This window comes from Microbulbifer bruguierae, from assembly GCF_029869925.1.
GTDB lineage: Bacteria > Pseudomonadota > Gammaproteobacteria > Pseudomonadales > Cellvibrionaceae > Microbulbifer > Microbulbifer bruguierae.
Map to the genome: position 1 here is coordinate 4,433,059 of NZ_CP118605.1, position 20,846 is coordinate 4,453,904.

The following is a 20,846-nucleotide window of genomic DNA, read 5'->3' on the forward strand; positions in this document are numbered from 1 at the left end:
ACACAGAATTGAGGAAATAAGATCATGGCAGCAAAAGACGTAAAATTCGGTGATGACGCCCGTCAGAAAATGCTGAACGGCGTAAACATCCTGGCGAACGCAGTAAAAACCACCTTGGGCCCGAAAGGCCGCAACGTGGTGCTGGAAAAATCCTTCGGTGCTCCCACCGTCACCAAAGATGGTGTTTCCGTTGCCAAGGAAATCGAACTGAAAGACAAGTTCGAGAACATGGGCGCACAGATGGTGAAAGAAGTTGCCTCCAAGGCATCTGACACCGCCGGTGACGGCACCACCACCGCTACCGTACTGGCCCAGGCCATCGTGACCGAAGGCCTCAAGTCCGTAGCCGCGGGCTTCAACCCGATGGATCTGAAGCGTGGAATTGACAAAGCCGTTACTGCAGCGGTTGAGCACATCGCGAGCCTGGCTACCCCCTGTGAAGACACCAAGTCTATCGCCCAGGTAGGCACCATCTCCGCCAACAGCGACGAAAACGTCGGCACCATCATCGCCGAAGCGATGGAAAAAGTTGGCAAAGAAGGCGTAATTACTGTTGAAGAAGGTTCTGGCCTCGAGAACGAGCTGGACGTGGTTGAAGGTATGCAATTCGACCGCGGCTACCTGTCTCCGTACTTCATCTCCAACCAGGAAAACATGACTGCCGAGCTGGATAACCCATTCATCCTGCTGGTAGACAAGAAGATCTCCAACATCCGCGATCTGCTGCCCCTGCTGGAGCAGGTAGCCAAGGCTTCCAAGCCGCTGCTGATCATCGCTGAAGACGTAGAAGGCGAAGCGCTGGCAACTCTGGTAGTCAACAGCATGCGCGGTATCGTAAAAGTTGCTGCGGTTAAAGCACCGGGCTTCGGCGACCGTCGCAAGGCCATGCTGCAGGACATCGCCATCCTGACCGGCGGTACCGTTATTTCTGAAGAAGTTGGTCTGGAACTGGAAGCGGCTACTCTGGAGCATCTGGGTACCGCCAAGCGCGTAACCCTGTCCAAAGAGAACACCGTAATCGTTGACGGTGCTGGCAATGTTGGCGATATCGAAGCGCGTGTTAAGCAGATCCGCGCCCAGATCGAAGAATCCTCTTCCGACTACGACAAAGAGAAACTGCAAGAGCGTGTAGCCAAGCTGGCTGGCGGTGTTGCTGTAATCAAGGTTGGCGCAGCCACCGAAGTCGAAATGAAAGAGAAGAAAGCCCGCGTTGAAGACGCCCTGCACGCAACCCGCGCAGCGGTAGAAGAAGGTGTTGTTCCTGGCGGTGGTACCGCTCTGGTTCGCGCAACTCAGGCCATCAATGTTGTTGGTGACAACGAAGACCAGAACCACGGTATCGCCGCAGCGCTGCGCGCCATGGAAATGCCGCTGCGTCAGATCGTTGCCAACGCTGGTGAAGAAGCTTCTGTAGTGGTTGACAAGGTGAAGCAGGGCGAAGGCAACTTCGGCTACAACGCTGCTACCGGCGTTTACGGCGACATGCTGGAGATGGGTATCCTGGACCCGGCCAAGGTAACCCGTTCCGCGCTGCAGGCGGCTGCCTCTATCGCCGGCCTGATGATCACCACCGAAGCGATGGTTGCTGACATCCCGGAAGAAAAGCCCGCGATGCCTGATATGGGTGGCATGGGCGGCATGGGCGGCATGGGCGGTATGATGTAAGCCGGCCTCCAGCCTAACCAATAAAAAACCCCGCAATTGCGGGGTTTTTTATTGCCTTAATCCAGCGGGCTGACCACTCCCCGTTCATGCACACCAATAACATGGGTGTAAATCATGGTGGTGTTGACGTCGGTATGGCCCAGAAGCTCCTGAATATTACGTATATCGGTGCCTTTAGATAGCAGGTTGGTTGCAAAAGAGTGCCGGAACGTGTGGCAGCTTGCCTTCTTCCTAATTCCGCTAATTCGCAATGCGCTTGCCACCGCCCTGCGAACCTGCTGTTCACCAATATGGTGACGGCGGATGACGTCACTCCGGGGATCTGTCGCTCTCTCAGGAGCCGGAAAAACATACTGCCAGCCGGGACTTGTCGCAGCCCGAGGATACTTTTTGGCAAGAGCACCCGGCAAATACACTTCGCCAAAGCCTTCCTCCAGATCGCGTTTGTGTAGAGCCAGCGCGAACTCAACCTGAGCCTGCAGCGGCTGTAAAAGTGAGCGGGGTAATATGGTGCGGCGCCACTTATCGCCTTTGGTTTCACGAACAAACAGGCATTGACGCCCGAAATCAACATCCTGAACGCGCAGCCTGACGGTCTCCATCACTCTTAAGCCAGAACCATACATAAGACTGGCCGCTAGCTTGTGATGACCCTGCATATTCCCAAGAATCGCCATCGCCTCCTCGTGAGTAAATACAACGGGAAGCCGCCTTCCTTTACTGGTTCTCTCAAACTGGAGATCACCCAAGTCGATATTCAGAAATTGTTTGTATAAAAATACGACAGCATTGAGTGCTGTTTTCTGGGTGTTGATAGAAACTGCGCGGCGATTGGCCAAATGACCAAGCCATTTATCAACTTCCGTCTTTCCCAAGTCTTCCGGACGTTGCATACCATTAAATCGGATGAAGTCCTTCACCCAAAAGCAGTAGGTCTTTTCCGTTTTATACGCTAAATGACGTGCGCGTATAAAAGCCCTGAAGCAATCCATAAATCGGCTAGGGCGAGCGGGCAGGGGAACCGGAATATCATCCATAAAGCAATCCTTTGCGTCCAAATGCTAACTGTATCTATATACAGTATTTTGACGTAAGTTGACCAACAATCAACCCACATTACAACCGCGGGGACCACTATTTCGTCAAACCAGAGCAAACTTAAGAATAAATTTATAAAAATCAACAGGTTATAGTTGTATTCGTAATCTGGGATAGCGGTCTTGGCGACCGGATTCGAGCCCAACGTAGTGTGATGGGAGTTCAATTAAGCCGTTGATCCACATTGGTTTTATTGGGTTTTTGGCATTAAATGGCGCTAGGAATAATTTTCACTGGATAGTAGTCTTGGCGACTACGATTAAAATGTTAAATTTATGTTGAAACTAGTATTGTCCGTGCTTGCAATTGTCCTCGTCTATGTGGGGTATATGACAGCTATTACTATTCAGGTAAGAGATCAGTGCTTATCTTTGGCCAGTGGAGACGATTTCTTATCTTCTAAAAATTTTCTCGGTGAGCCATACGCAAAAATGGAGGAATTGGATCATATCTTATTCCTCTTCAATCCCACGGAAGTATATGATTTCGTGTATCCAGGGGGAGTTGTCTTGGTCGCAGACAAAAATAATAAGTTACTGAGAATTGACTGCGGATAATGAATTTAACAAGGCGTTGCAACCGACAGCTTACTATATACACATTTTGCGCGGTCGCTTTGCTCCCATTTTCGCGCAAAATGTGCATATAGCAAGCTGCGGCTGAACGCGGCGTTATGTCTCTTAAGCATGAAATTTAAGAATCTAAATTCAATGTCACACAATTTCGTACACTCGTTCGTGAGTTACGAAAACTACATTGATAATGAGTACGTAGTTGAGGACCTCAAGAAATTCGCTAGGCGCGCTGAGGGTGAGAGAATACGGATTCAGTGGATACCATTTCCAAAATACAGATGGCCAAAGTTCAATAAAAGAGTAAGAAAATCTATCAAATTATGGCAGAAATGGCTCCCTGAACATATGAGCAATCATCGTGTCTCAAGAGAAATGATTTCCGAAATGTACATGGAGATCTATAGAAAGCCCTCACATCAGCTCTGTGTTGAGGCGATTTTGATAGACTCCAGAGGAAAAAAATATAGTTCCGAGGTTGCCTTCTAGGCATAACAAAGCAATGCAGCCGACGTCTTACTTTGTGCGTTTTTTGCACAGTCGCTGCGCTCCTATTTTTGTGCAAAAAGCACACAAAGTAAGCCGCGTCTGATTGCGGCGTTAACTGTCATATGCGTAAAATTCTGATTGTAGTATTAATTTCGATGATTCAAGGCTGTGTTGAAAATTCAACAATCGCTTTATATGACGCGGCTGACGGATCACCAAGGGAATGGCTGGAAAATGGATTTGAGGAGAAGCCATTCAGTAACACATTAAATTTCTATGTGGAAAATAATCCTTGGAGTGGCGATTTCCAGAGAGCAATTTCAATTTCTAAAGATAGCGTGTATCTGGTAACTATTGAAAAATCTAAGAAATATGACTTCGCGTACTACAAAATTGATTTCGAAAACTGCGATGGGCTAAAGAGTGCATCGGATAGTCTCAGCAAGAAACTGAAAATTTACGAAAATGATCCAGCTTTAGCTAAAAAAGAAGCCGTCACATGGCTTGATGGGCCGGATTACACACTTGAGCGGTTTGGCGAGTCTAGAAAAAATGTACATAGTTACCCTAGTCCGTGGGGCTATGGCAACATCATTACACTAGCATACAAGGTGCTGGAAGTTGCTGAGCACTGTTCAAACAGTTAACAAGGCCAAGCAGTTCGCTACAGGGCTTCGCCCCTCCGCGGGACAGCCAACGCTGCGCACATATTGTGCTGGTCGCTGCGCTCCCTTTTTAGCACAATACGTGCACAACGTTGGCTGCCCCTGTTGGCGGCGTTAGTGTTTTTCTGCAACTTGAATAAAAAATTATCGTGCTTCGTAGAAAGCAACGATGAATAAAATTGGCGACTTACAGGGCGGGTTTTTTCCGGGCAATGGGAACAACGTGGTTCCACTATTTGGCCTTTGCTGTCGGGCATTAGATTTCTTATCAGCAGATCTGCTTGTGCCGCGCCACAAATTTAGTCCATCGTCGGCTTCGCCCACGATCCCAGGCTGAAAGTTTGTGCCAGTGAGCGCGGCGCCGCACCGTGGTATATTTCAATTTCGCAAAGGTTTGTGCCGTTCGTTCCACTTAGTGGTTGCGGCAGGCAAAAGACCAGGGCGGGGAGCTCGTAGAGGGCCACAACACTAACAATATGCTGCAGCCGACATCTTACTTTGTGCACCTTTTGCGCGGTCGCTGCGCTCCCATTTTTGCGCAAAATGCGCCCAAAGTAAGCTGCGTCTGAGCGCGGCGTTAAGTGTCACAATAAAAATCGGACTTAAAACTATGATTCAAGAATCCGCTCTAGCCCCTCTGCTTATGTTCATTTTGGGTGCTTTGCCATTGATGGCTTTTGCTTATGCTATCGGCGTAAAGAAGAAATACCATCTGATCGCTGGCTGGAAAGAAAGCGGCATGAAAGAGAATCCTGTACTAGCAAGTAAAATTGGAATGTCTCTTTTCTTTGGGGGCTTAGCAATCGCGGCCGGATCTGTTGTTAGCTATTTCGGTATAATCAGTCATGGTTGGCTTGCAGTAATTTGCGTGGTAGCTGTTCTCTACGCTGTTGTCCGGTCGGTATACGTAAGCGTCAAGCTCTCAGGTAAAAACACTTAACAAGCGCAAGCAGGATGCTCCGGCCCTTCGGGCCTCCGCGGGACGCCCAACGCTATGCACGTTTTGTGCGGGTCGCTGCGCTCCCAGTTTCGCACAAAACGTGCATAGCATAGGTCGCCCCTGTTGCGGGCGTTATGGTGCCGGTCGCTAAAAATTAATATTTGTGCGGCTTCAATTTTTGCGCACAGTTTTGGCATCCAGCATTTGGCATTTTGCTAGGGCACATTCAAGCGGTTTCGTTCCTAGAGTGTTCGCTAGGGTTCGGTAGAATAGGGAAAATCCGCTGCAGTATTGTGGCGTGCTAATAAGATAAAAACAGGTGGGGGAAATTGCGGTATTCTTTCCTCGTTTTACTCGGGCAGTGGCCAGCCAAGCCGTGGCTGGCAGCGTGCCAGTAAGTGGGTCCGCAGCGCGGCCAGCCATAACCAGGCGCTGCAGGGGACGGCTTACTTTGTGCACCTTTTGCGCAGGTCGCTTCGCTCCCATTTTTGCGCAAAACGCGCCCAAAGCAAGCCGCCCCTGAGCGCGGCGTTATGCATATGGAGATTAAGCATGGAAGTAAGTGAACGAAGCCTTGAAATATATAGAGCAGCTAAACAGTTTTTCAATGCTGCCGAGCTTCTGTGGGATTCGGATAGATCCGATTACATATTTCCCATCATCGTAAACTATGCTTTGGCTTGTGAAATAGCGCTAAAATCAATTGAATGTAAAGTGGTAACACCTGAAATTCCAGATGGTGCGCTTTTAGCGGATACAACTGTAGTTTCAAATTCCTGGGGCCATAAACTAAGCAAAATACATGCATCATTTACCCCAGAAAATCGTGAAACTTTGCAAAGAAAATACACTGAAATAACAAGCCAAGATTTAGCTTCTGATCTTGAAAAATGTGATGAATATTTTGTTAAGGCTAGGTATCCGTGGGAACCATCTAATAAACAAGTATTCTCAATCACACACGTTAGGTCTCTAGCTAAAAATCTCTTGGTAATATCCAAAAATGCATAACAAAGCCAAGCACAATCGTGCAATGCAAAAAACGCATTGCACTGGACGGCCTACACTACGTTCCGGCCGCCTGTGTTGGCGGCGTTAGTGTTTTTCTGCAACTTGAATAAAAAATTATCGTGCTTCGTAGAAAGCAACGATGAATAAAATTGGCGACTTACAGGGCGGGTTTTTTCCGGGCAATGGGAACAACGTGGTTCCACTATTTGGCCTTTGCTGTCGGGCATTAGATTTCTTATCAGCAGATCTGCTTGTGCCGCGCCACAAATTTAGTCCATCGTCGGCTTCGCCCACGATCCCAGGCTGAAAGTTTGTGCCAGTGAGCGCGGCGCCGCACCGTGGTATATTTCAATTTCGCAAAGGTTTGTGCCGTTCGTTCCACTTAGTGGTTGCGGCAGGCAAAAGACCAGGGCGGGGAGCTCGTAGAGGGCCACAACACTAACAATATGCTGCAGCCGACATCTTACTTTGTGCACCTTTTGCGCGGTCGCTGCGCTCCCATTTTTGCGCAAAATGCGCCCAAAGTAAGCTGCGTCTGAGCGCGGCGTTATGGTGCCGGTCGTTAAAAATTAATATTTGTACCGCTGCGAGTTTTGCGCACAGTTTTAGCATGCAGTATTTGGCTTCTTGCTATGGCACATTCAAGCAGTTTCGTTCCTAGAGCGTTCGCTTGTGTTCGGTAAAAGGCGGCAACTGCGCTGCAGTATCGTGGAGTGCCAGTAAGATAAAAATAGGTTGGGGAGAGTGCGGTATTCTTTCCTCGTAATTTTCGGGCGGTGGCCAGCCAAGCCGTGGCTGGCAGAGTGCTAATAGTTGGTCCAGAGCGCGTCAGCCATAACCAGGCTAGGCAGGCTCGCCCATCCCCTTCGGGGCTGGGCTGGACGGCCAACGCTGCGCGCCGGCCGCCCCTGCTAGCAACGTTATGGTCTTACTGGGTAAATTGCATTGTTCATTTTGAACATTTTGATGGAAGAGAAATATTAAATGATCATTTTGGCCTGCTAAAGGTCTGGTGAGCCAGCTGTTCAGTCGAACAAAGTTCTACGCTGGTAATCACCAAAACCAAAGTGTTAGCCTCGTTAAAGTGCATCTCGGCAACAACCCTAATCGTAAGTGTCGTGGTGGGGATTAAGGCTAACTCGTATAAGGTGCTACTTTTCATGCAGTTGTAATTTTCCGAACCAAAACTTAGTCGGGGTTGGCTCCACTAATCGTTTAGCGCATTACAAAATATGAAGTGTACGGCAAGTTTGTTGGCATATTATCAATGTTGCCGCCTCAATGGTCATAGCAGGGCTACAAGTAAGCACTTTCGTTCTTAAGGGGCATTTTTAATGCAAAGCAGCAACCATAACAAGTTGCTTAAATTGACACGGAACCTAACCCGCTTTTGCACACACCTCCATCTAACTGAATTGGAGGTGTCAAATGGCACGAAGAAAGCACTACAACCGCTACGACGATGATTTCAAGGCAACAGCGGTCTCGCTATCCGAGATTCCTGGCGTGTTGGCCAAGCACGTGGCTGAAGCTCTCGATATCCATGAGGTGATGCTTTATCGTTGGCGCATGGAGATGCGGCGGGGACAGATCATGGCCAAAAAGAAAAACATACAGATAGATCCTGAGGTTAAATCAGAGCTGAAACGACTCAGGAAGCTGGAGCGGGCGCATAACCTGCTCCAGGAAGAGCATGCCCTTTTAAAAAAAGCCATCCAATTCTCTTTACAACAAAAAGGGAAATCTTCGAATTCATAGACGAGCACCGGGGAAAGCACAGCATTAGCATGATGTGCCGGCTTTATGGTGTTACCCGGGATGGGTACAACTCGTGGCGTCGCCGCGGTGCATCTAACCGTGAGCGAGAAGATAGCGAGTTATTTGAGCATGTAAGGTCAATATTTAACCGACATGACGGTTGCTATGGCAGCCCTAAAATCACGCAGGAGCTTAAAAAGAAGGGTATTCACGTTGGCCAGAAGCGTGTCGCGAGAATCATGCGAAATCACGGTCTCAGAGCTGTTAAATCAAGGATTTACACGGCTAGGCCGGGTACGTATAAGCATGTCTACGGGATCAAATGCAAGATAGAAGGCATTAAGTTAACACGGCCGAATCAGCTCTGGGTGGGCGACGTCACCTACATCAAACTGAAAGATGGTAGCTGGCAGTATTTATCTGTAGTCATGGATCGCTTTAGCAGGAAGGTTGTTTCTTGGTCTCTGAGTGATCGCAGGGACGTATCTCTGACGCTATCTAGCATCGATAGGGCGGTACGAAACCGCGGGCATCACCGGGAGCTGATCTTCCACTCTGACCGCGGCAGCGAATATCTATCAGGGCAGTACCGCGAGCGCTTACGACGGTATGGTATCAGCCAGAGTATGAATCGCTTTAAGAATATGAATGACAATGCCTTCATGGAGTCATTCTTCCATCAGTTTAAGACTGAAAGGATTAAGCGCCAGGTCGTCGAATCGGCAAAACAGCTAAGATCGACAGTGACCGAATATATGCGCTACTACAACAATCAGAGATCGCATTCTTCAATTGGGTATGTTTCCCCTCAAGAATTTGAGTGTAGAATCAATTGCTAACAACTAGGTGTGTGCAAAAGCGGGTTAAGTTCCCACGGTGGTCTCCGCGGCTGTCTGTGCATGCACTTCGTGCATTATTGCACAGCCATCCACTCCAACCACCGTGCAATTTAGCAAGGCGTTAAGTTCTCATGAAAACACGCATATTGCTTATATTTATGCTCTTTCCGTTGGTCGCTTATTCTGATCAACCTCCGGATTGGGACAACTATAAAGTTACTTCCCACAATGGTAAGTGGGCGGCGTTTTTGAGTAGGGACTACAACGAAAGCGCGAAGTATCCGTGGCAAGACACATGGACACTATCCGTATACAAAGCGTTTCAACATCCGGTTCCTGGCCCCAATCAAATTCCGGTTTGGTCTCGCCCTTATGATCCAAGCGGCTATTCTGAAGGGTACCTTTCGGATGATGGAAAAATTTTCGTATATGTTGAGTATTGGTTTCGTAAAAATTACCCTGTCGTAAAGATATTTACGGAAGAATGTACCATTTTTAAAAATGGTGAGTTCTTTAATGTTGGAAGTAATTTAAAGAAAACCGTATCACATGAGTTATGGCTTAGAGATGGCTCAAAAACTGAGTTTGTTTCCAAATCTGAAAAGCCGTATGTAAAGGTAGAAACAGTGGCTGGTGATCGTTACATCGAGGTTGCCTGCGAGTAAAAACTTAACAATGCGCTGCAGGCCGACGTCTAACTTTGTGCACTTTGTGCACTTTATGCGCGGTCGCTTCGCTCCCATTATCGCGCATAAAGCGCCCAAAGTTAGCCGCGGCTGAGCGCGGCGTTAAGCATTTAGGCAAGTAGTATGGAAGAAATCATTGGCGGTATTCTTCGACCAATTGGTAGGTTTCTCGTAGAAGTCGTATTCCAAATTATCTTCGAGCTACTATTCCACTTCCCAGGCTATTTCATCTGTAAAGTGTTTAGTGGCGGTAAAAGCGAGCCAAAGGATAGCTGGATCTTTTTTACTTCTGTTCTGTTTTGGCTGATCGTCGCAGTCGTAGGTTACTCCGCATACTCATTTTTCAGTGGTGGCGGCAATGCTTAACAAACGCAAGCAGAATGCTCCGGCCCTTCGGGCCTCCGCGGGACGCCCAACACTGTGCACATTTTGTGCGGGTCGCTGCGCTCCCATTTTCGCACAAAACGTGCACAGCATTGGTCGCCCCTGTTGCGGGCGTTATGGTGCCGGTCGGTAAAAATATTATTCGTATCGCTGGAAGTTTTGCGCACAGTTTTGGCATCCAGCATTTGGCTCTTTGCCACACCAAATTCAAGCAGTTTCGTTCCTAGAGTGTTCGCTCGGGTTCGGTAGAATAGGGCAATTCCGCTGCACTATCGCGGAGTGCCAGTAAGATAAGAATAGGTTGGGGAAAGTGCGGTATTCTTTCCTCGTAATTTTCGGGCGGTGGCCAGCCAAGTCGTGGCTGGCAACGTGCGGGTAGGCGGGTCCGCAGCGCGGCCAGCCATAACCAGGCGTTGCAGGGGACGGCTAACTTTGCGCACTTTATTGCGCGGTCGCTTCGCTCCCATTTTCGCGCAATCAAGCGCACAAAGTCAGCCGCCCCTGAACGCGGCGTTAGGGCAATTGGTGGATGAACGTATTTAAGAGGTTAGAAGAGCTCAGTAATGATGGTAGTTTCTACCTGAAGGCCCTTAATTTGAGCTTTCAACCATCTGAAGTAGAAAGCGATCTTTCTATCTTTAGTGCTCTAGCTTCTGAGCTTGAAAGTGAGCATGCAGCTTATGGAAATTTGCTACTTGATGTGAATTGGCGTTCGCACTTGATCGCATATATGTGTCTCACGGTTTCGGAGAATAAATCGCACCTGGAAGACCTAAAGAGCTGCTTCAAAAATGGAAGTATGGTTAGCCCTCAAATTGCTGTTGCAATGGCTCGTCTTCATTTCAGGGAAATGATGGACTTTTTCCCTAACTATATAAATGGCGGGCATGGGGCAGAATCTTCTTCCCAGATAGGGGCATCACTAATACTTTTACAATCAATGTTCGTGCGTGAGTTAACTTTTCCAAAATCGCAGCTGAACATCGAGCGTTTCTACTTAGGGCAATCGGTTGCGCAGTATCATTCTGGGTTTTGGCTTAAACATAGAGGCAGTGCTCGGGTTCAGCCCTAACAAAGCGCTGCAAGGCGACGTCTTACTTTGTGCACTTTATGCGCAGTCGCTTTGCTCCTATTTTCGCGCATAAAGCGCCCAAAGTAAGCCGCCCCTGAGCGCGGCGTTATGCATATGAAACAAATTTTTGCCTTTATCGTGTTTAGTATCATTTCGGTTTCTGGGAAAGCCGAAACGAAATTGAGTGATCTCGTTGAGGAGCATTACAAGATAGTTCGTGGCAGCGATGAGATGTTTCAATACAGCCTCAAAATACAGCGACTAATTTGGGCAGAGTGGAGGTTAATCGACAAGTGTGCTCCTAACGGAGTCGTAGTTGTTTCTGATTTTCTATACAAAGTCGATATGTCGGGAAGGCTCATTAATGCGTGGCATTTTCCAGAAACCGAAGTATCAAAGTGCGTAGAAAGTAGGCTTTCAAAATTATCACTGCCTAAGCCAGCAATTGAGTATATCGGTTTGGAAAATATACAAAGTGGCCACTAAATGCATAACAAAGCGTTGCAGCTCGACGTCCAAAGCTGTGCGCCTTTTGTGGTCGCTACGCTTTTACCACAAAAGTCACCCAACTTTGGCCGCGGCTGAACGCGGCGTTAGGCAGGCCGTATGGAAGCTGATAAAGAAAAAGTAGAAATTGAAAAAGGGGTTGGCTTTCCTCAAATACTACACGATCGATCTCGGGCTGTAGGGCAAGATCTACAAAAATTACTTGTGTCGCTTTCCACCGCAGTTTTAGCAGTGTTTTTTGTCACACTAACAACTAAGGTAGAGCCTCCATTAAATGCATATCAAAAACTTGTTATGTTGGTTTCCTTGTCTTCTATGGCGTTTGCTGTTTTTGCAGGTGTCATCGACATGTACGCCGATTCTAGAAGGAATTTTTTCTGGGCTAGCGCTCTACAAGCCGTGGACAAAACTAGACGCTCAGCATTTTATAAACATCGTGACCGGTGGTTAAAAATTGAGAGATATTGTGCCTGGGCTTTAACAATAGGATTTTTTGTCGGCATCTTAGCGGCTCTAGCTTATATGATAATGCGACTAATGTAGGAAAAAGCCTAACAAGGCCATCAAAAATCGTTCCGCTGCGCTCCACTGGACGCAGCTAAAGCTGCGCCTTTTATGGCGGCGTTATATGTAAATGAAAATTGACGAGCTAATCATTTGGACCATTTTGGCCATCATCCTCGTGATAACCCAATATGTCGCATGGAAGAGGCTCATATGTGGTTTTTTAATTGTAAAAGCCTATAAAAGCTATCAAGGAAAATACTGTTCGCATAGAACAACACCATTGATGGTGATACTCAAAAATAATTCCTTTAAAGAGCAGATCGTAGGAAAAATCGATTTCCTTGACCATATGAGAAATTTTTTGTATTCCATGGACATGAAAGACACCAGTATCAAGTCTGGTAGCAGCTCAGGCATAGATATTGGGGAATTGGAGTTGCAGCTTGGAAACACGTCAAATCCAGCCTGTTTTGTGAGAGTACTGGTGCGCAGCGGCAAGGAGTATCACGGAAAAATTAGTGAAAAACGGTGGTATCACATATAACAATCGCAGGCAGGATACTCCGGCCCTTCGGGCCTCCGTGGGACGCCCAATGCTATGCACATTTTGCGCGGGTCGCTGCGCTCCCATATTCGCACAAAATGTGCACAGCATTGGTCGCCCCTGCTGCGGGCGTTATGGTGCCGGTCGGTAAAAATAAATATTTTTTCCGCGGCAAGTTTGGCGCACAGTTTTGGCATCCAGCATTTGGCTTTTTTGCCTGGGCGCATTCAAACAGTTTCGTTCCTAGAGTGTTCACTCGGGTTCGGTAGGATAGGGCAATTCCGCTGCAGTATCATGGAGTGCCAATAAGATAAAAATTGGTTGGGGAAAGTGCGGTATTCTTTCCTCGTTTTAATGGGCAATGGCCAGCCAATCCGTGGCTGGCAAAGTGCCGGAAAGCAGGCCCGGAGTGCGGCATACCATAACAAGGCGCTGTAGTATGCTCCGGCCCCTGCGGGGCCTCCGCGGGACGGCCTACGCTACGCTCCGGCCGCCCCTAAGCGCGGCGTTATGTTTAATCGAATATGAGCGAGAATACATTAGTAACAGCGGGAACATTTTCGTTTCCACATGAAGCTGAAATAGCTAGGTCTACCCTTGAGGCAGAGGGTATAGCTGCTTATGTTGTAGATGCGCATACAATAAATATGCAATGGTTGTATTCAAATGCTATGGGCGGTGTCCGGGTGAAGGTTCAGGCCAAAGATTTAAATGCTGCCAAAGAAATATTAAACACAGACTATTCCCCACTTGTAGATTCTGAAATCGGTGTCGAAGTAAATGAGAAATGTTCGAAGTGTGGAGGGATATTGGAACCGTACACTAAAGGGAGACGGCCAGCTTATCTTGTTTTCTTATTACTTGGCTTTCCTTTGTTTTTTTATCAACACGGATTTAGGTGCGTCAGTTGTGGGAATTTCACAAAAACATAACAAGTCGGTCAAGTCGGACGCTCAAAGCTCCGTTTCGTTTTTGCAATTGCTACGCAATTTTAATGCAAAAACTGCACTCCTGCTTTGGCGCCGCTTACCGAGGCGTTACATGTCTTATGGAACCTGAGATCATAAAATTTTTGTCAGAATTTACCGCGATAAAGCCGGAAAAAATTTCCGGAGATACACTAGTAAATTTTGACCTAGGCGTGGATGGTGACGATGGAGTAGAGCTGTTACAGGAGTATGCAAAGAAATTTAACGTCGACATAGGCGGGATCTCTGAATCGTATTTTGGTCCAGAAGGTGTACCTCTTTTATGGCCGTTTAATTTCATACGCTTACTACTTGGCTATAGGCCTAGCAGTCTAGTACCGCTTCCTGTATCACAGCTCGTAAAGTCTGCGGAGGCCGGAAAGTGGGTCAACATGTAACAAGGCCAGGCAGTTTGCTCCGGGCCTTTGGCCCTCCGCGGGACAGCTTACCTTGTGCACGTTTTGCGCAGGTCGCTATGCTCCCATTTTTGCGCAAAACGTGCACAAGGTAAGCTGCCCCTGCTGGCGGCGTTATAACGAAATGAATTCATGAGTAAGTCAGTTAAAGGAATAGCTTGGTATTTTAAGTGGGTTTTCGCTTCCTATGCAGCGGCGTTTGGCTTGTACTTGCTAGTCTCTATATTGCTTCTTCCGTTGGTTGGGTACGAATTACTTCTGAGCATGACTGGCCCCAAAGGGCCACTTTATCTCTTAGGCCTAATGGTGGTTACGGGCCCTATAATTTTTAAAAGGTTAAAGTAAGTGCCGAGCCTACGTTATAACAAGCCGCAGCAATCGCTCCCGTTGGTCGCTGGGACAGTCAAAACGCTGCGCTTTTTTGCCTGCCCCTGTGCGGGGCGTTAACACCAAGAGGAAAATAATGAGTTTTGTTGTAATTGAACTCTCACAAGGGAATATCAATAACGACCATCTTTACTTATCGTCGGTGATTGAGTTCTTTCCTCCAAGTTCAATTGGTGGGAAAAATGTCGAATTCTTGGCTGATTCTCTACTTGAAGTACATAGTGGTATCGGAGAGCCTGTAATAACGGATATTGCGGGTGATAAAAAAATATTTCGTAAGCGTTCGTGGGTCAGGCAGTTTTTCAAAGATCACCAATTAAAGCCAGGGGATAAGGTGGTCATAGAGCATACTGGCGGTAATCGCTACCATGTGTATCCGGCGCGAGCCTAAAAGTGTTAACAAGGCCAGGCAGTAAAGCTCCGGGCCTTCGGCCCTCCGCGGGACAGCTTACCTTGTGCACCTTTTGCGCTGGTCGCTATGCTCCCATTTTCGCGCAAAACGCGCACAAGGTAAGCTGCCCCTGCTGGCGGCGTTAGGCATCAGAACTAAATCATGAAAAAAATAGTAGTTTTTACTCTTGTGGTGGCAATTTCTATCTTTGGTTGTGCTGCGGTTGAAAAGAAGCCTGTGGTGATGGAGGTTATATACCCAGAGGAAGCTTTACATGGCTCACCTGCGGAGGCAGTAGTTAATATAATTCATGACACTCGTAGTGTTGCTTCTCTAAAAAACATTGCTAGATCGGTGCCAAGTGACTTGATTTCTTGCGAGACTGGAAGCGTAGTTAAAGAGTGGCAAGACGATAATACTGCTTCGCCACATAAAGATTTTCCCGAAGGCCAAAACTCCGTATCGTTGGTGCTCCGCTGCGAGTAAAAATGCCTAACAATCAGCGGCAGAGCGACAGCCAACACTACGCACCTTTTGTGTTACTCGCTGCGCTCAAACATTAACACAAAAGGCGCTCCGCGCTGGCTGCGCCTGCGCTGGGCGTTATGGTGCCGGTCGGTAAGAATTAATATTTGTGCGGCTGCAATTTTTACGCATAGTTTTGGCATCCAGTATTTGGCATTTTGCCAGGGCACATTCAAGCGGTTTCGTTCCTAGAGTGTTCGCTAGGGTTCGGTAGAATAGGGAAAATCCGCTGCAGTTTTGTGGCGTGCCAGTAAGATAAAAACAGGTGGGGGAAAGTGCGGTATTCTTTCCTCGTTTTACTCGGGCAGTGGCCAGCCAAGCCGTGGCTGGCAGCGTGCCAGTAGGCGGTTCCGCAGCGCGGCCAGCCATAACCAGGCGCTGCAGGGGACGGCTTACTTTGTGCACCTTTTGCGCAGGTCGCTTCGCTCCCATTTTTGCGCAAAATGCGCCCAAAGCAAGCCGCCCCTGAGCGCGGCGTTAAATGGCGAATATGAAAGCGAAGCTACTTTCTACAAAAGGCATGTATCTTGAAGCGCTTATTGAAATAGACGGCTCCGAATACTGTGTTATGGATGAACTGACTCTTGATGTCGAAAGGATGCCCAAAGAGGGAGAGATATTTGAATTTGAGTTTTCTAACATGCTTGACGAAGAAGAGTCGTGGGAGTCTATTTTCCAAGGAAATCCTGAGAAGAGAAGATGCCTAGAGCAAATTCAGGGCTGGAAATACAGAGCCTATGGTGAAGTCGTGTCTATAAATCCAGTTAAGGTAGATTGTGGGGTTTTTGTCGAAAAAGATGTAATACATACTCATGATCCAAAGGTTGTGGGTGAATTCGTTGCGTTCACAATCAGTAGGCTCGGCGGCTATGCCATTTAACAATCACAGGCAGTTTGCGCCGGCCCTGCGGGCCTCTGCGGGACGGCCTACACTACGCTTCGGCCGCCCCTGCTGTGGGCGTTACATGCCTCAAAGGAATCGAGTTGAGCACTAAATTCGAAGTTAAAGGTCTCTTTTGCGAGTCCAATGGATACAAATTACGTAAGTATCTAGACATCACACGAGTTGGCGTAGAACTCCATGAGCCTGATCTCATGGTTGTAATGATGAATCCTGGTTCTTCTTACCCATTGGACGGTATCGATAATAACTCCGTACCATCAGAGGCGGAGCCAGACACTACACAACAACAAATTATGAAAGTCATGGATGCGTCAGCGTTTAACTACGCCAGAATTCTAAATTTGTCTGATCTCCGTACACCGGATTCAAATGAGTTGTATCGTTTCTTGAAATCTGATGAAAGTAGTACAGTAGAGCATTCTATCTTTTCGCCTAGTCGTAAATCTGAATTAGCACAGCTATTCGTTTATGGTGTTCCGGTTATTTTTGGTTGGGGCGTAAACCAAGCTTTAATTCCTTTGGCCAAACAAGCTATAGACACCTTGTGTATTAGCAACCCTCTCGGAATTTTAAAGCCAAACACTAAATTCTCGTACTATCACCCATTACCGAGAGTCTATGCAAAACAGCTTGAGTGGGTTCAGCATGTAACAAGTCAAAGCAGTCGGACGGCTAACGCCGCCGCTGTTTGAGGCGTTATGCGAGAGTCAGATGAGTCTAGCTAATCTAGGCGCCAAGATAGTTCAATACATTATTTTATTGGCTTTTTTTGCTGCGTACTTGTACTGCTCAAGTTTTTTGAGTGAGATAGGTTTTTCTGAAGACATATTTTCATACATTATTCTTTCGCTGATTTTGATATGGACTTTAATTGCAAAGAAAGATCGTCTTCCAAAAGAAGGGAAAACGTTATTCATTATTCAGATCACCTCTCTGATGATCTATTGTTCCTTTGCAGTAGTAAATGACTATTTCATTGATAATTTTGAAAGAACGTTTTTTGTGAAAGCCTTGGTTTTCGCCCCCGCGCTTTTTTACATGCTGTATAAAGCAAACACGGGAGGTTCTAATGAAGCTGAGTCTTAGCCTGGCATTGGCGCATAACAATCAGCGGCAGAGCGACAGCCAACGCTACGCACCTTTTGTGTTACTCGCTGGCGCTCAAACATTAACACAAAATGCGCTCCGCGCTGGCTGCGCCTGCGCTGGGCGTTATAACTCTTAGCTCATGATTAACTGGTATCGAAAGAGAAGGCTTGTAGGCTTAGTTAAAGAGCTAGCCATATACAATGACAAGGGAATTAAGTGGGCTAATCACAATGATTTTCAGGCTGAAACTGAGCGTCAAAGACTGATGCATTTAATCGAGTTTCAACTTGGCAAACTGGGAAATAGCCACGCCCCAATAGAGCTTTTAGAAGCAGTTGAAAATGGCAGTTTAAAAACGGACAGTACGGGGATGTACGTCGCAACTGCAAAGCAAGCAAAGTTATAACAATGCCAGGCAGTAAAGCTGGAACCTAACCCGCTTTTGCACACACCTCCATCTAACTGAATTGGAGGTGTCAAATGGCACGAAGAAAGCACTACAACCGCTACGACGATGATTTCAAGGCAACAGCGGTCTCGCTATCCGAGATTCCTGGCGTGTTGGCCAAGCACGTGGCTGAAGCTCTCGATATCCATGAGGTGATGCTTTATCGTTGGCGCATGGAGATGCGGCGGGGACAGATCATGGCCAAAAAGAAAAACATACAGATAGATCCTGAGGTTAAATCAGAGCTGAAACGACTCAGGAAGCTGGAGCGGGCGCATAACCTGCTCCAGGAAGAGCATGCCCTTTTAAAAAAAGCCATCCAATTCTCTTTACAACAAAAAGGGAAATCTTCGAATTCATAGACGAGCACCGGGGAAAGCACAGCATTAGCATGATGTGCCGGCTTTATGGTGTTACCCGGGATGGGTACAACTCGTGGCGTCGCCGCGGTGCATCTAACCGTGAGCGAGAAGATAGCGAGTTATTTGAGCATGTAAGGTCAATATTTAACCGACATGACGGTTGCTATGGCAGCCCTAAAATCACGCAGGAGCTTAATAAGAAGGGTATTCACGTTGGCCAGAAGCGTGTCGCGAGAATCATGCGAAATCACGGTCTCAGAGCTGTTAAATCAAGGATTTACACGGCTAGGCCGGGTACGTATAAGCATGTCTACGGGATCAAATGCAAGATAGAAGGCATTAAGTTAACACGGCCGAATCAGCTCTGGGTGGGCGACGTCACCTACATCAAACTGAAAGATGGTAGCTGGCAGTATTTATCTGTAGTCATGGATCGCTTTAGCAGGAAGGTTGTTTCTTGGTCTCTGAGTGATCGCAGGGACGTATCTCTGACGCTATCTAGCATCGATAGGGCGGTACGAAACCGCGGGCATCACCGGGAGCTGATCTTCCACTCTGACCGCGGCAGCGAATATCTATCAGGGCAGTACCGCGAGCGCTTACGACGGTATGGTATCAGCCAGAGTATGAATCGCTTTAAGAATATGAATGACAATGCCTTCATGGAGTCATTCTTCCATCAGTTTAAGACTGAAAGGATTAAGCGCCAGGTCGTCGAATCGGCAAAACAGCTAAGATCGACAGTGACCGAATATATGCGCTACTACAACAATCAGAGATCGCATTCTTCAATTGGGTATGTTTCCCCTCAAGAATTTGAGTGTAGAATCAATTGCTAACAACTAGGTGTGTGCAAAAGCGGGTTAAGTTCCGCTACGGCCCTTCGGGCCTCCGCGGGGCAGCTTACCTTGTGCACGTTTTGCGCAGGTCGCTTCGCTCCCATTTTTGCGCAAAACGCGCACAAGGTAAGCTGCCCCTGCTGTGGGCGTTAGGCAGAAAATGAAACGTCTCGCTGAGTTAACGAAAGAAGATCTTTTGGACTGTCCTGTGTGGGAATATTACGGGGACGACGACAAAACTGCGTCTGTTTCACCTGCGCACGGAGCAGTTCTCAGTGAGGAGATTCCGGAGGCGCGATGTCAACAAATATACGTCGCTCTAACAGAATACACCCTCGCTAATGGGGATATGCACTTAGGCTACTGCAGTCCCATTGATCCATGTGGGCTTGATTACATACAGCCGGTGATGCTCATCGAAGGAGTTCATATTCGTCTTTATGACGAAGACATCGAGGGCCTGCCCGAGGATTGGACGCGCCTCGGCATAAAATTTAGCGAAGTATTTCCATTGTCATGGCGTTGTTGTGTACCGGTGGACGGGGAAACTGTTCATGGTACTGTACCCGAGTAGCTGCCTAACAAGCGACTGTGGTGTCAACCTCCCCAAATTTAAGTTGCACACCACGCTTGTTTTTCTCGAATCATCGCATTCAGGATAGTAATAAATTTTCGCATACAGGCGGTCAAAGCAACTTTCTTGTGCTTCCCTTGGGTCACGAGATTTTTGTAGAAAGCCTTGATCGCAGGGTTGCATTGAGTTGCACTCAGTGTCGCCATATAAAGCGTTGTGCGGACCGAGGCTCGTCCTCCCTGAATCCGTCGTTTCCCGCGCGTCTTTCCGCTATCACGATTGATCGGTGCCACCCCGACGAGCGCAGAGGCCTGCTTATTCGTCAAACTGCCAAGTTCTGGCATATCGGCTAACAGGGTGAACGCAAGCGTTTTTCCGACACCAGGTGCTGACTCTAGAATCTCTCGTTTCTCTGACCATTCGGACTCTGTTTCTACAAGCTTCTCAAGCCTCTTTTCGACCCAGGCAATCTCAGCATCAAAGCACTTTATCAGTCGACGACAGGAGCGCTTGATCCCGCCGTCCATAATGTGTCGACGATTAATTTCTTGAGTCCGAAGACTCAGTATTTGACGACGCCTGGCGAGTAAGTCTTTGATAGCTATAAGATTCTTACTTTTTTCAGGCGTCACGCGAGGCTTGATTACCGCCGCATACTCCGCAATTACCTGAGCGTCAATGCGATCCGTCTTCGCGAGTTGCTCTATAGCGCCAGCATACTTCCTGACAGAAGTGGGCTTAGCTATACATACCGGTAAGCCCTTATCATAGGCCGCTTCCGCCAGCGCGAATTCATATCTGCCGGTCGCTTCCATTACGATTCGTTCAACGTGATATCGTGAAAGACGATTCATTATTGAACGTATGCCTTCTGGCGTGTTCTCCACCTGCCATACCAGCTCCTTTTCGTGGATGCAGATATCCAAACTCCACTTTCCAACATCGACACCGACATTAACCCTGGACTTCGTTAGCTTTTGGTTTGTCATGATGACTCTTCCTTGCTAAATTCGGGCTCGAGGCCCATTCGACTGTTCGAGTTTGCAAATCGGGTCGGCCCGGCGCCCACGCTTGTTAACGGTCTTTTGACCAATCGCTCATCGGGCTGCCAGGCCGGTAACTTATGACGGTAAGTTACGGGTCTCACCTTACCGAATATTTGGGGAATTAGGCCATACAAGGTGCTGCAGGGGACGTCTTACCTTG

Annotated in this window: 25 protein-coding genes; 23 read left to right on the top strand and 2 right to left on the bottom strand. The window is 47.7% G+C overall.

Annotated elements, in window-relative coordinates:
• Positions 1-24 precede the first annotated feature (24 nt).
• Positions 25-1,665, top strand: a complete 1,641-nt coding sequence (gene groL, locus PVT68_RS18120) for a chaperonin GroEL (RefSeq protein WP_280320478.1) — start codon at positions 25-27, stop codon at positions 1,663-1,665.
• Between the two features lie 56 nt (positions 1,666-1,721).
• On the opposite strand, the gene PVT68_RS18125 is transcribed toward groL, so the two are convergent.
• Positions 1,722-2,702 carry an integron integrase gene (locus tag PVT68_RS18125; RefSeq protein WP_280320479.1) on the bottom strand — a complete coding sequence of 327 codons (981 nt, stop codon included), beginning with the start codon at positions 2,700-2,702 and terminating at the stop codon, positions 1,722-1,724.
• 1,244 nt (positions 2,703-3,946) lie between these two features.
• On the opposite strand from PVT68_RS18125, the gene PVT68_RS18130 reads away from it, so the two are divergent.
• From PVT68_RS18130 to PVT68_RS18225, 22 genes are all read left to right on the top strand, one after another.
• Positions 3,947-4,471, top strand: a complete 525-nt coding sequence (locus PVT68_RS18130; protein WP_280320480.1) for a hypothetical protein — start codon at positions 3,947-3,949, stop codon at positions 4,469-4,471.
• Positions 4,472-5,099: 628 nt separating this feature from the next.
• A complete protein-coding gene (locus PVT68_RS18135) occupies positions 5,100-5,429 on the top strand; it encodes a hypothetical protein (protein ID WP_280320481.1) in 330 nt (109 codons plus the stop codon).
• Positions 5,430-5,981: 552 nt separating this feature from the next.
• On the top strand, positions 5,982-6,440 hold the full coding sequence (locus tag PVT68_RS18140) for a hypothetical protein (protein ID WP_280320482.1): 459 nt from the start codon (positions 5,982-5,984) through the stop codon (positions 6,438-6,440).
• Between the two features lie 1,428 nt (positions 6,441-7,868).
• On the top strand, positions 7,869-8,198 hold the full coding sequence (locus tag PVT68_RS18145) for a transposase (RefSeq protein ID WP_280320483.1): 330 nt from the start codon (positions 7,869-7,871) through the stop codon (positions 8,196-8,198).
• Positions 8,195-9,037: an IS3 family transposase gene (locus PVT68_RS18445; RefSeq protein WP_407666163.1), complete on the top strand. Its 843-nt coding sequence runs from the start codon at positions 8,195-8,197 to the stop codon at positions 9,035-9,037. The genes PVT68_RS18145 and PVT68_RS18445 overlap by 4 nt, the downstream gene beginning before the upstream one ends.
• Before the next feature lie 131 nt (positions 9,038-9,168).
• Positions 9,169-9,702 (top strand): hypothetical protein, encoded by a 534-nt coding sequence (locus tag PVT68_RS18150; protein WP_280320484.1) that lies wholly within the window; start codon positions 9,169-9,171, stop codon positions 9,700-9,702.
• Between the two features lie 144 nt (positions 9,703-9,846).
• Positions 9,847-10,089 carry a hypothetical protein gene (locus PVT68_RS18155; RefSeq protein ID WP_280320485.1) on the top strand — a complete coding sequence of 81 codons (243 nt, stop codon included), beginning with the start codon at positions 9,847-9,849 and terminating at the stop codon, positions 10,087-10,089.
• 547 nt (positions 10,090-10,636) lie between these two features.
• Positions 10,637-11,179 carry a hypothetical protein gene (locus PVT68_RS18160; protein ID WP_280320486.1) on the top strand — a complete coding sequence of 181 codons (543 nt, stop codon included), beginning with the start codon at positions 10,637-10,639 and terminating at the stop codon, positions 11,177-11,179.
• 114 nt (positions 11,180-11,293) lie between these two features.
• Positions 11,294-11,665, top strand: a complete 372-nt coding sequence (locus PVT68_RS18165; RefSeq protein WP_280320487.1) for a hypothetical protein — start codon at positions 11,294-11,296, stop codon at positions 11,663-11,665.
• A 120-nt stretch (positions 11,666-11,785) separates the two neighbouring features.
• Positions 11,786-12,229, top strand: a complete 444-nt coding sequence (locus tag PVT68_RS18170) for a hypothetical protein (protein ID WP_280320488.1) — start codon at positions 11,786-11,788, stop codon at positions 12,227-12,229.
• 91 nt (positions 12,230-12,320) lie between these two features.
• Positions 12,321-12,737 (top strand): hypothetical protein, encoded by a 417-nt coding sequence (locus PVT68_RS18175; RefSeq protein ID WP_280320489.1) that lies wholly within the window; start codon positions 12,321-12,323, stop codon positions 12,735-12,737.
• A 524-nt stretch (positions 12,738-13,261) separates the two neighbouring features.
• Positions 13,262-13,669, top strand: a complete 408-nt coding sequence (locus PVT68_RS18180; protein ID WP_280320490.1) for a putative signal transducing protein — start codon at positions 13,262-13,264, stop codon at positions 13,667-13,669.
• A gap of 116 nt (positions 13,670-13,785) precedes the next feature.
• Positions 13,786-14,103 (top strand): DUF1493 family protein, encoded by a 318-nt coding sequence (locus PVT68_RS18185; RefSeq protein WP_280320491.1) that lies wholly within the window; start codon positions 13,786-13,788, stop codon positions 14,101-14,103.
• A 481-nt stretch (positions 14,104-14,584) separates the two neighbouring features.
• Complete coding sequence (locus PVT68_RS18190) at positions 14,585-14,899, top strand: DNA binding protein (RefSeq protein ID WP_280320492.1); 315 nt, start codon at positions 14,585-14,587, stop codon at positions 14,897-14,899.
• A gap of 162 nt (positions 14,900-15,061) precedes the next feature.
• A complete protein-coding gene (locus tag PVT68_RS18195; protein WP_280320493.1) occupies positions 15,062-15,385 on the top strand; it encodes a hypothetical protein in 324 nt (107 codons plus the stop codon).
• A gap of 520 nt (positions 15,386-15,905) precedes the next feature.
• Positions 15,906-16,304, top strand: coding sequence for a hypothetical protein (locus PVT68_RS18200; RefSeq protein WP_280320494.1), 399 nt, complete (start codon positions 15,906-15,908; stop codon positions 16,302-16,304).
• 104 nt (positions 16,305-16,408) lie between these two features.
• Complete coding sequence (locus tag PVT68_RS18205) at positions 16,409-17,020, top strand: hypothetical protein (RefSeq protein WP_280320495.1); 612 nt, start codon at positions 16,409-16,411, stop codon at positions 17,018-17,020.
• A gap of 19 nt (positions 17,021-17,039) precedes the next feature.
• Positions 17,040-17,414 (top strand): hypothetical protein, encoded by a 375-nt coding sequence (locus tag PVT68_RS18210; RefSeq protein WP_280320496.1) that lies wholly within the window; start codon positions 17,040-17,042, stop codon positions 17,412-17,414.
• Positions 17,415-17,556: 142 nt separating this feature from the next.
• Positions 17,557-17,823, top strand: a complete 267-nt coding sequence (locus PVT68_RS18215; RefSeq protein ID WP_280320497.1) for a hypothetical protein — start codon at positions 17,557-17,559, stop codon at positions 17,821-17,823.
• A gap of 74 nt (positions 17,824-17,897) precedes the next feature.
• Entirely contained in the window at positions 17,898-18,227 is a 330-nt protein-coding gene (locus tag PVT68_RS18220; protein ID WP_280320483.1) for a transposase, read from the top strand.
• The gene (locus tag PVT68_RS18450) at positions 18,224-19,066 is read left to right on the top strand and encodes an IS3 family transposase (protein ID WP_407666164.1); all 843 of its coding nucleotides are present in this window, start codon (positions 18,224-18,226) and stop codon (positions 19,064-19,066) included. The genes PVT68_RS18220 and PVT68_RS18450 overlap by 4 nt, the downstream gene beginning before the upstream one ends.
• 160 nt (positions 19,067-19,226) lie before the next feature.
• Entirely contained in the window at positions 19,227-19,640 is a 414-nt protein-coding gene (locus PVT68_RS18225) for a hypothetical protein (protein ID WP_280320498.1), read from the top strand.
• Between the two features lie 38 nt (positions 19,641-19,678).
• Here PVT68_RS18225 and PVT68_RS18230 read toward each other — a convergent pair whose 3' ends face one another.
• Complete coding sequence (locus tag PVT68_RS18230; protein WP_280320499.1) at positions 19,679-20,629, bottom strand: IS110 family RNA-guided transposase; 951 nt, start codon at positions 20,627-20,629, stop codon at positions 19,679-19,681.
• Positions 20,630-20,846: the final 217 nt, after the last annotated feature.

Coding starts and splice junctions, on each gene's coding strand:
- PVT68_RS18220 (WP_280320483.1), top strand. CDS start 17,898: ATGGCACGAAGAAAGCACTACAACCGCTACGACGATGATTTCAAGGCA.
- PVT68_RS18135 (WP_280320481.1), top strand. CDS start 5,100: ATGATTCAAGAATCCGCTCTAGCCCCTCTGCTTATGTTCATTTTGGGT.
- PVT68_RS18195 (WP_280320493.1), top strand. CDS start 15,062: ATGAAAAAAATAGTAGTTTTTACTCTTGTGGTGGCAATTTCTATCTTT.
- PVT68_RS18210 (WP_280320496.1), top strand. CDS start 17,040: ATGAGTCTAGCTAATCTAGGCGCCAAGATAGTTCAATACATTATTTTA.
- PVT68_RS18170 (WP_280320488.1), top strand. CDS start 11,786: ATGGAAGCTGATAAAGAAAAAGTAGAAATTGAAAAAGGGGTTGGCTTT.
- PVT68_RS18165 (WP_280320487.1), top strand. CDS start 11,294: ATGAAACAAATTTTTGCCTTTATCGTGTTTAGTATCATTTCGGTTTCT.
- PVT68_RS18145 (WP_280320483.1), top strand. CDS start 7,869: ATGGCACGAAGAAAGCACTACAACCGCTACGACGATGATTTCAAGGCA.
- PVT68_RS18155 (WP_280320485.1), top strand. CDS start 9,847: ATGGAAGAAATCATTGGCGGTATTCTTCGACCAATTGGTAGGTTTCTC.
- PVT68_RS18190 (WP_280320492.1), top strand. CDS start 14,585: ATGAGTTTTGTTGTAATTGAACTCTCACAAGGGAATATCAATAACGAC.
- PVT68_RS18185 (WP_280320491.1), top strand. CDS start 13,786: ATGGAACCTGAGATCATAAAATTTTTGTCAGAATTTACCGCGATAAAG.
- PVT68_RS18200 (WP_280320494.1), top strand. CDS start 15,906: ATGGCGAATATGAAAGCGAAGCTACTTTCTACAAAAGGCATGTATCTT.
- PVT68_RS18140 (WP_280320482.1), top strand. CDS start 5,982: ATGGAAGTAAGTGAACGAAGCCTTGAAATATATAGAGCAGCTAAACAG.
- PVT68_RS18160 (WP_280320486.1), top strand. CDS start 10,637: ATGAACGTATTTAAGAGGTTAGAAGAGCTCAGTAATGATGGTAGTTTC.
- groL (WP_280320478.1), top strand. CDS start 25: ATGGCAGCAAAAGACGTAAAATTCGGTGATGACGCCCGTCAGAAAATG.
- PVT68_RS18175 (WP_280320489.1), top strand. CDS start 12,321: ATGAAAATTGACGAGCTAATCATTTGGACCATTTTGGCCATCATCCTC.
- PVT68_RS18225 (WP_280320498.1), top strand. CDS start 19,227: ATGAAACGTCTCGCTGAGTTAACGAAAGAAGATCTTTTGGACTGTCCT.
- PVT68_RS18230 (WP_280320499.1), bottom strand. CDS start 20,629: ATGACAAACCAAAAGCTAACGAAGTCCAGGGTTAATGTCGGTGTCGAT.
- PVT68_RS18150 (WP_280320484.1), top strand. CDS start 9,169: ATGAAAACACGCATATTGCTTATATTTATGCTCTTTCCGTTGGTCGCT.
- PVT68_RS18215 (WP_280320497.1), top strand. CDS start 17,557: ATGATTAACTGGTATCGAAAGAGAAGGCTTGTAGGCTTAGTTAAAGAG.
- PVT68_RS18130 (WP_280320480.1), top strand. CDS start 3,947: ATGCGTAAAATTCTGATTGTAGTATTAATTTCGATGATTCAAGGCTGT.
- PVT68_RS18180 (WP_280320490.1), top strand. CDS start 13,262: ATGAGCGAGAATACATTAGTAACAGCGGGAACATTTTCGTTTCCACAT.
- PVT68_RS18125 (WP_280320479.1), bottom strand. CDS start 2,702: ATGGATGATATTCCGGTTCCCCTGCCCGCTCGCCCTAGCCGATTTATG.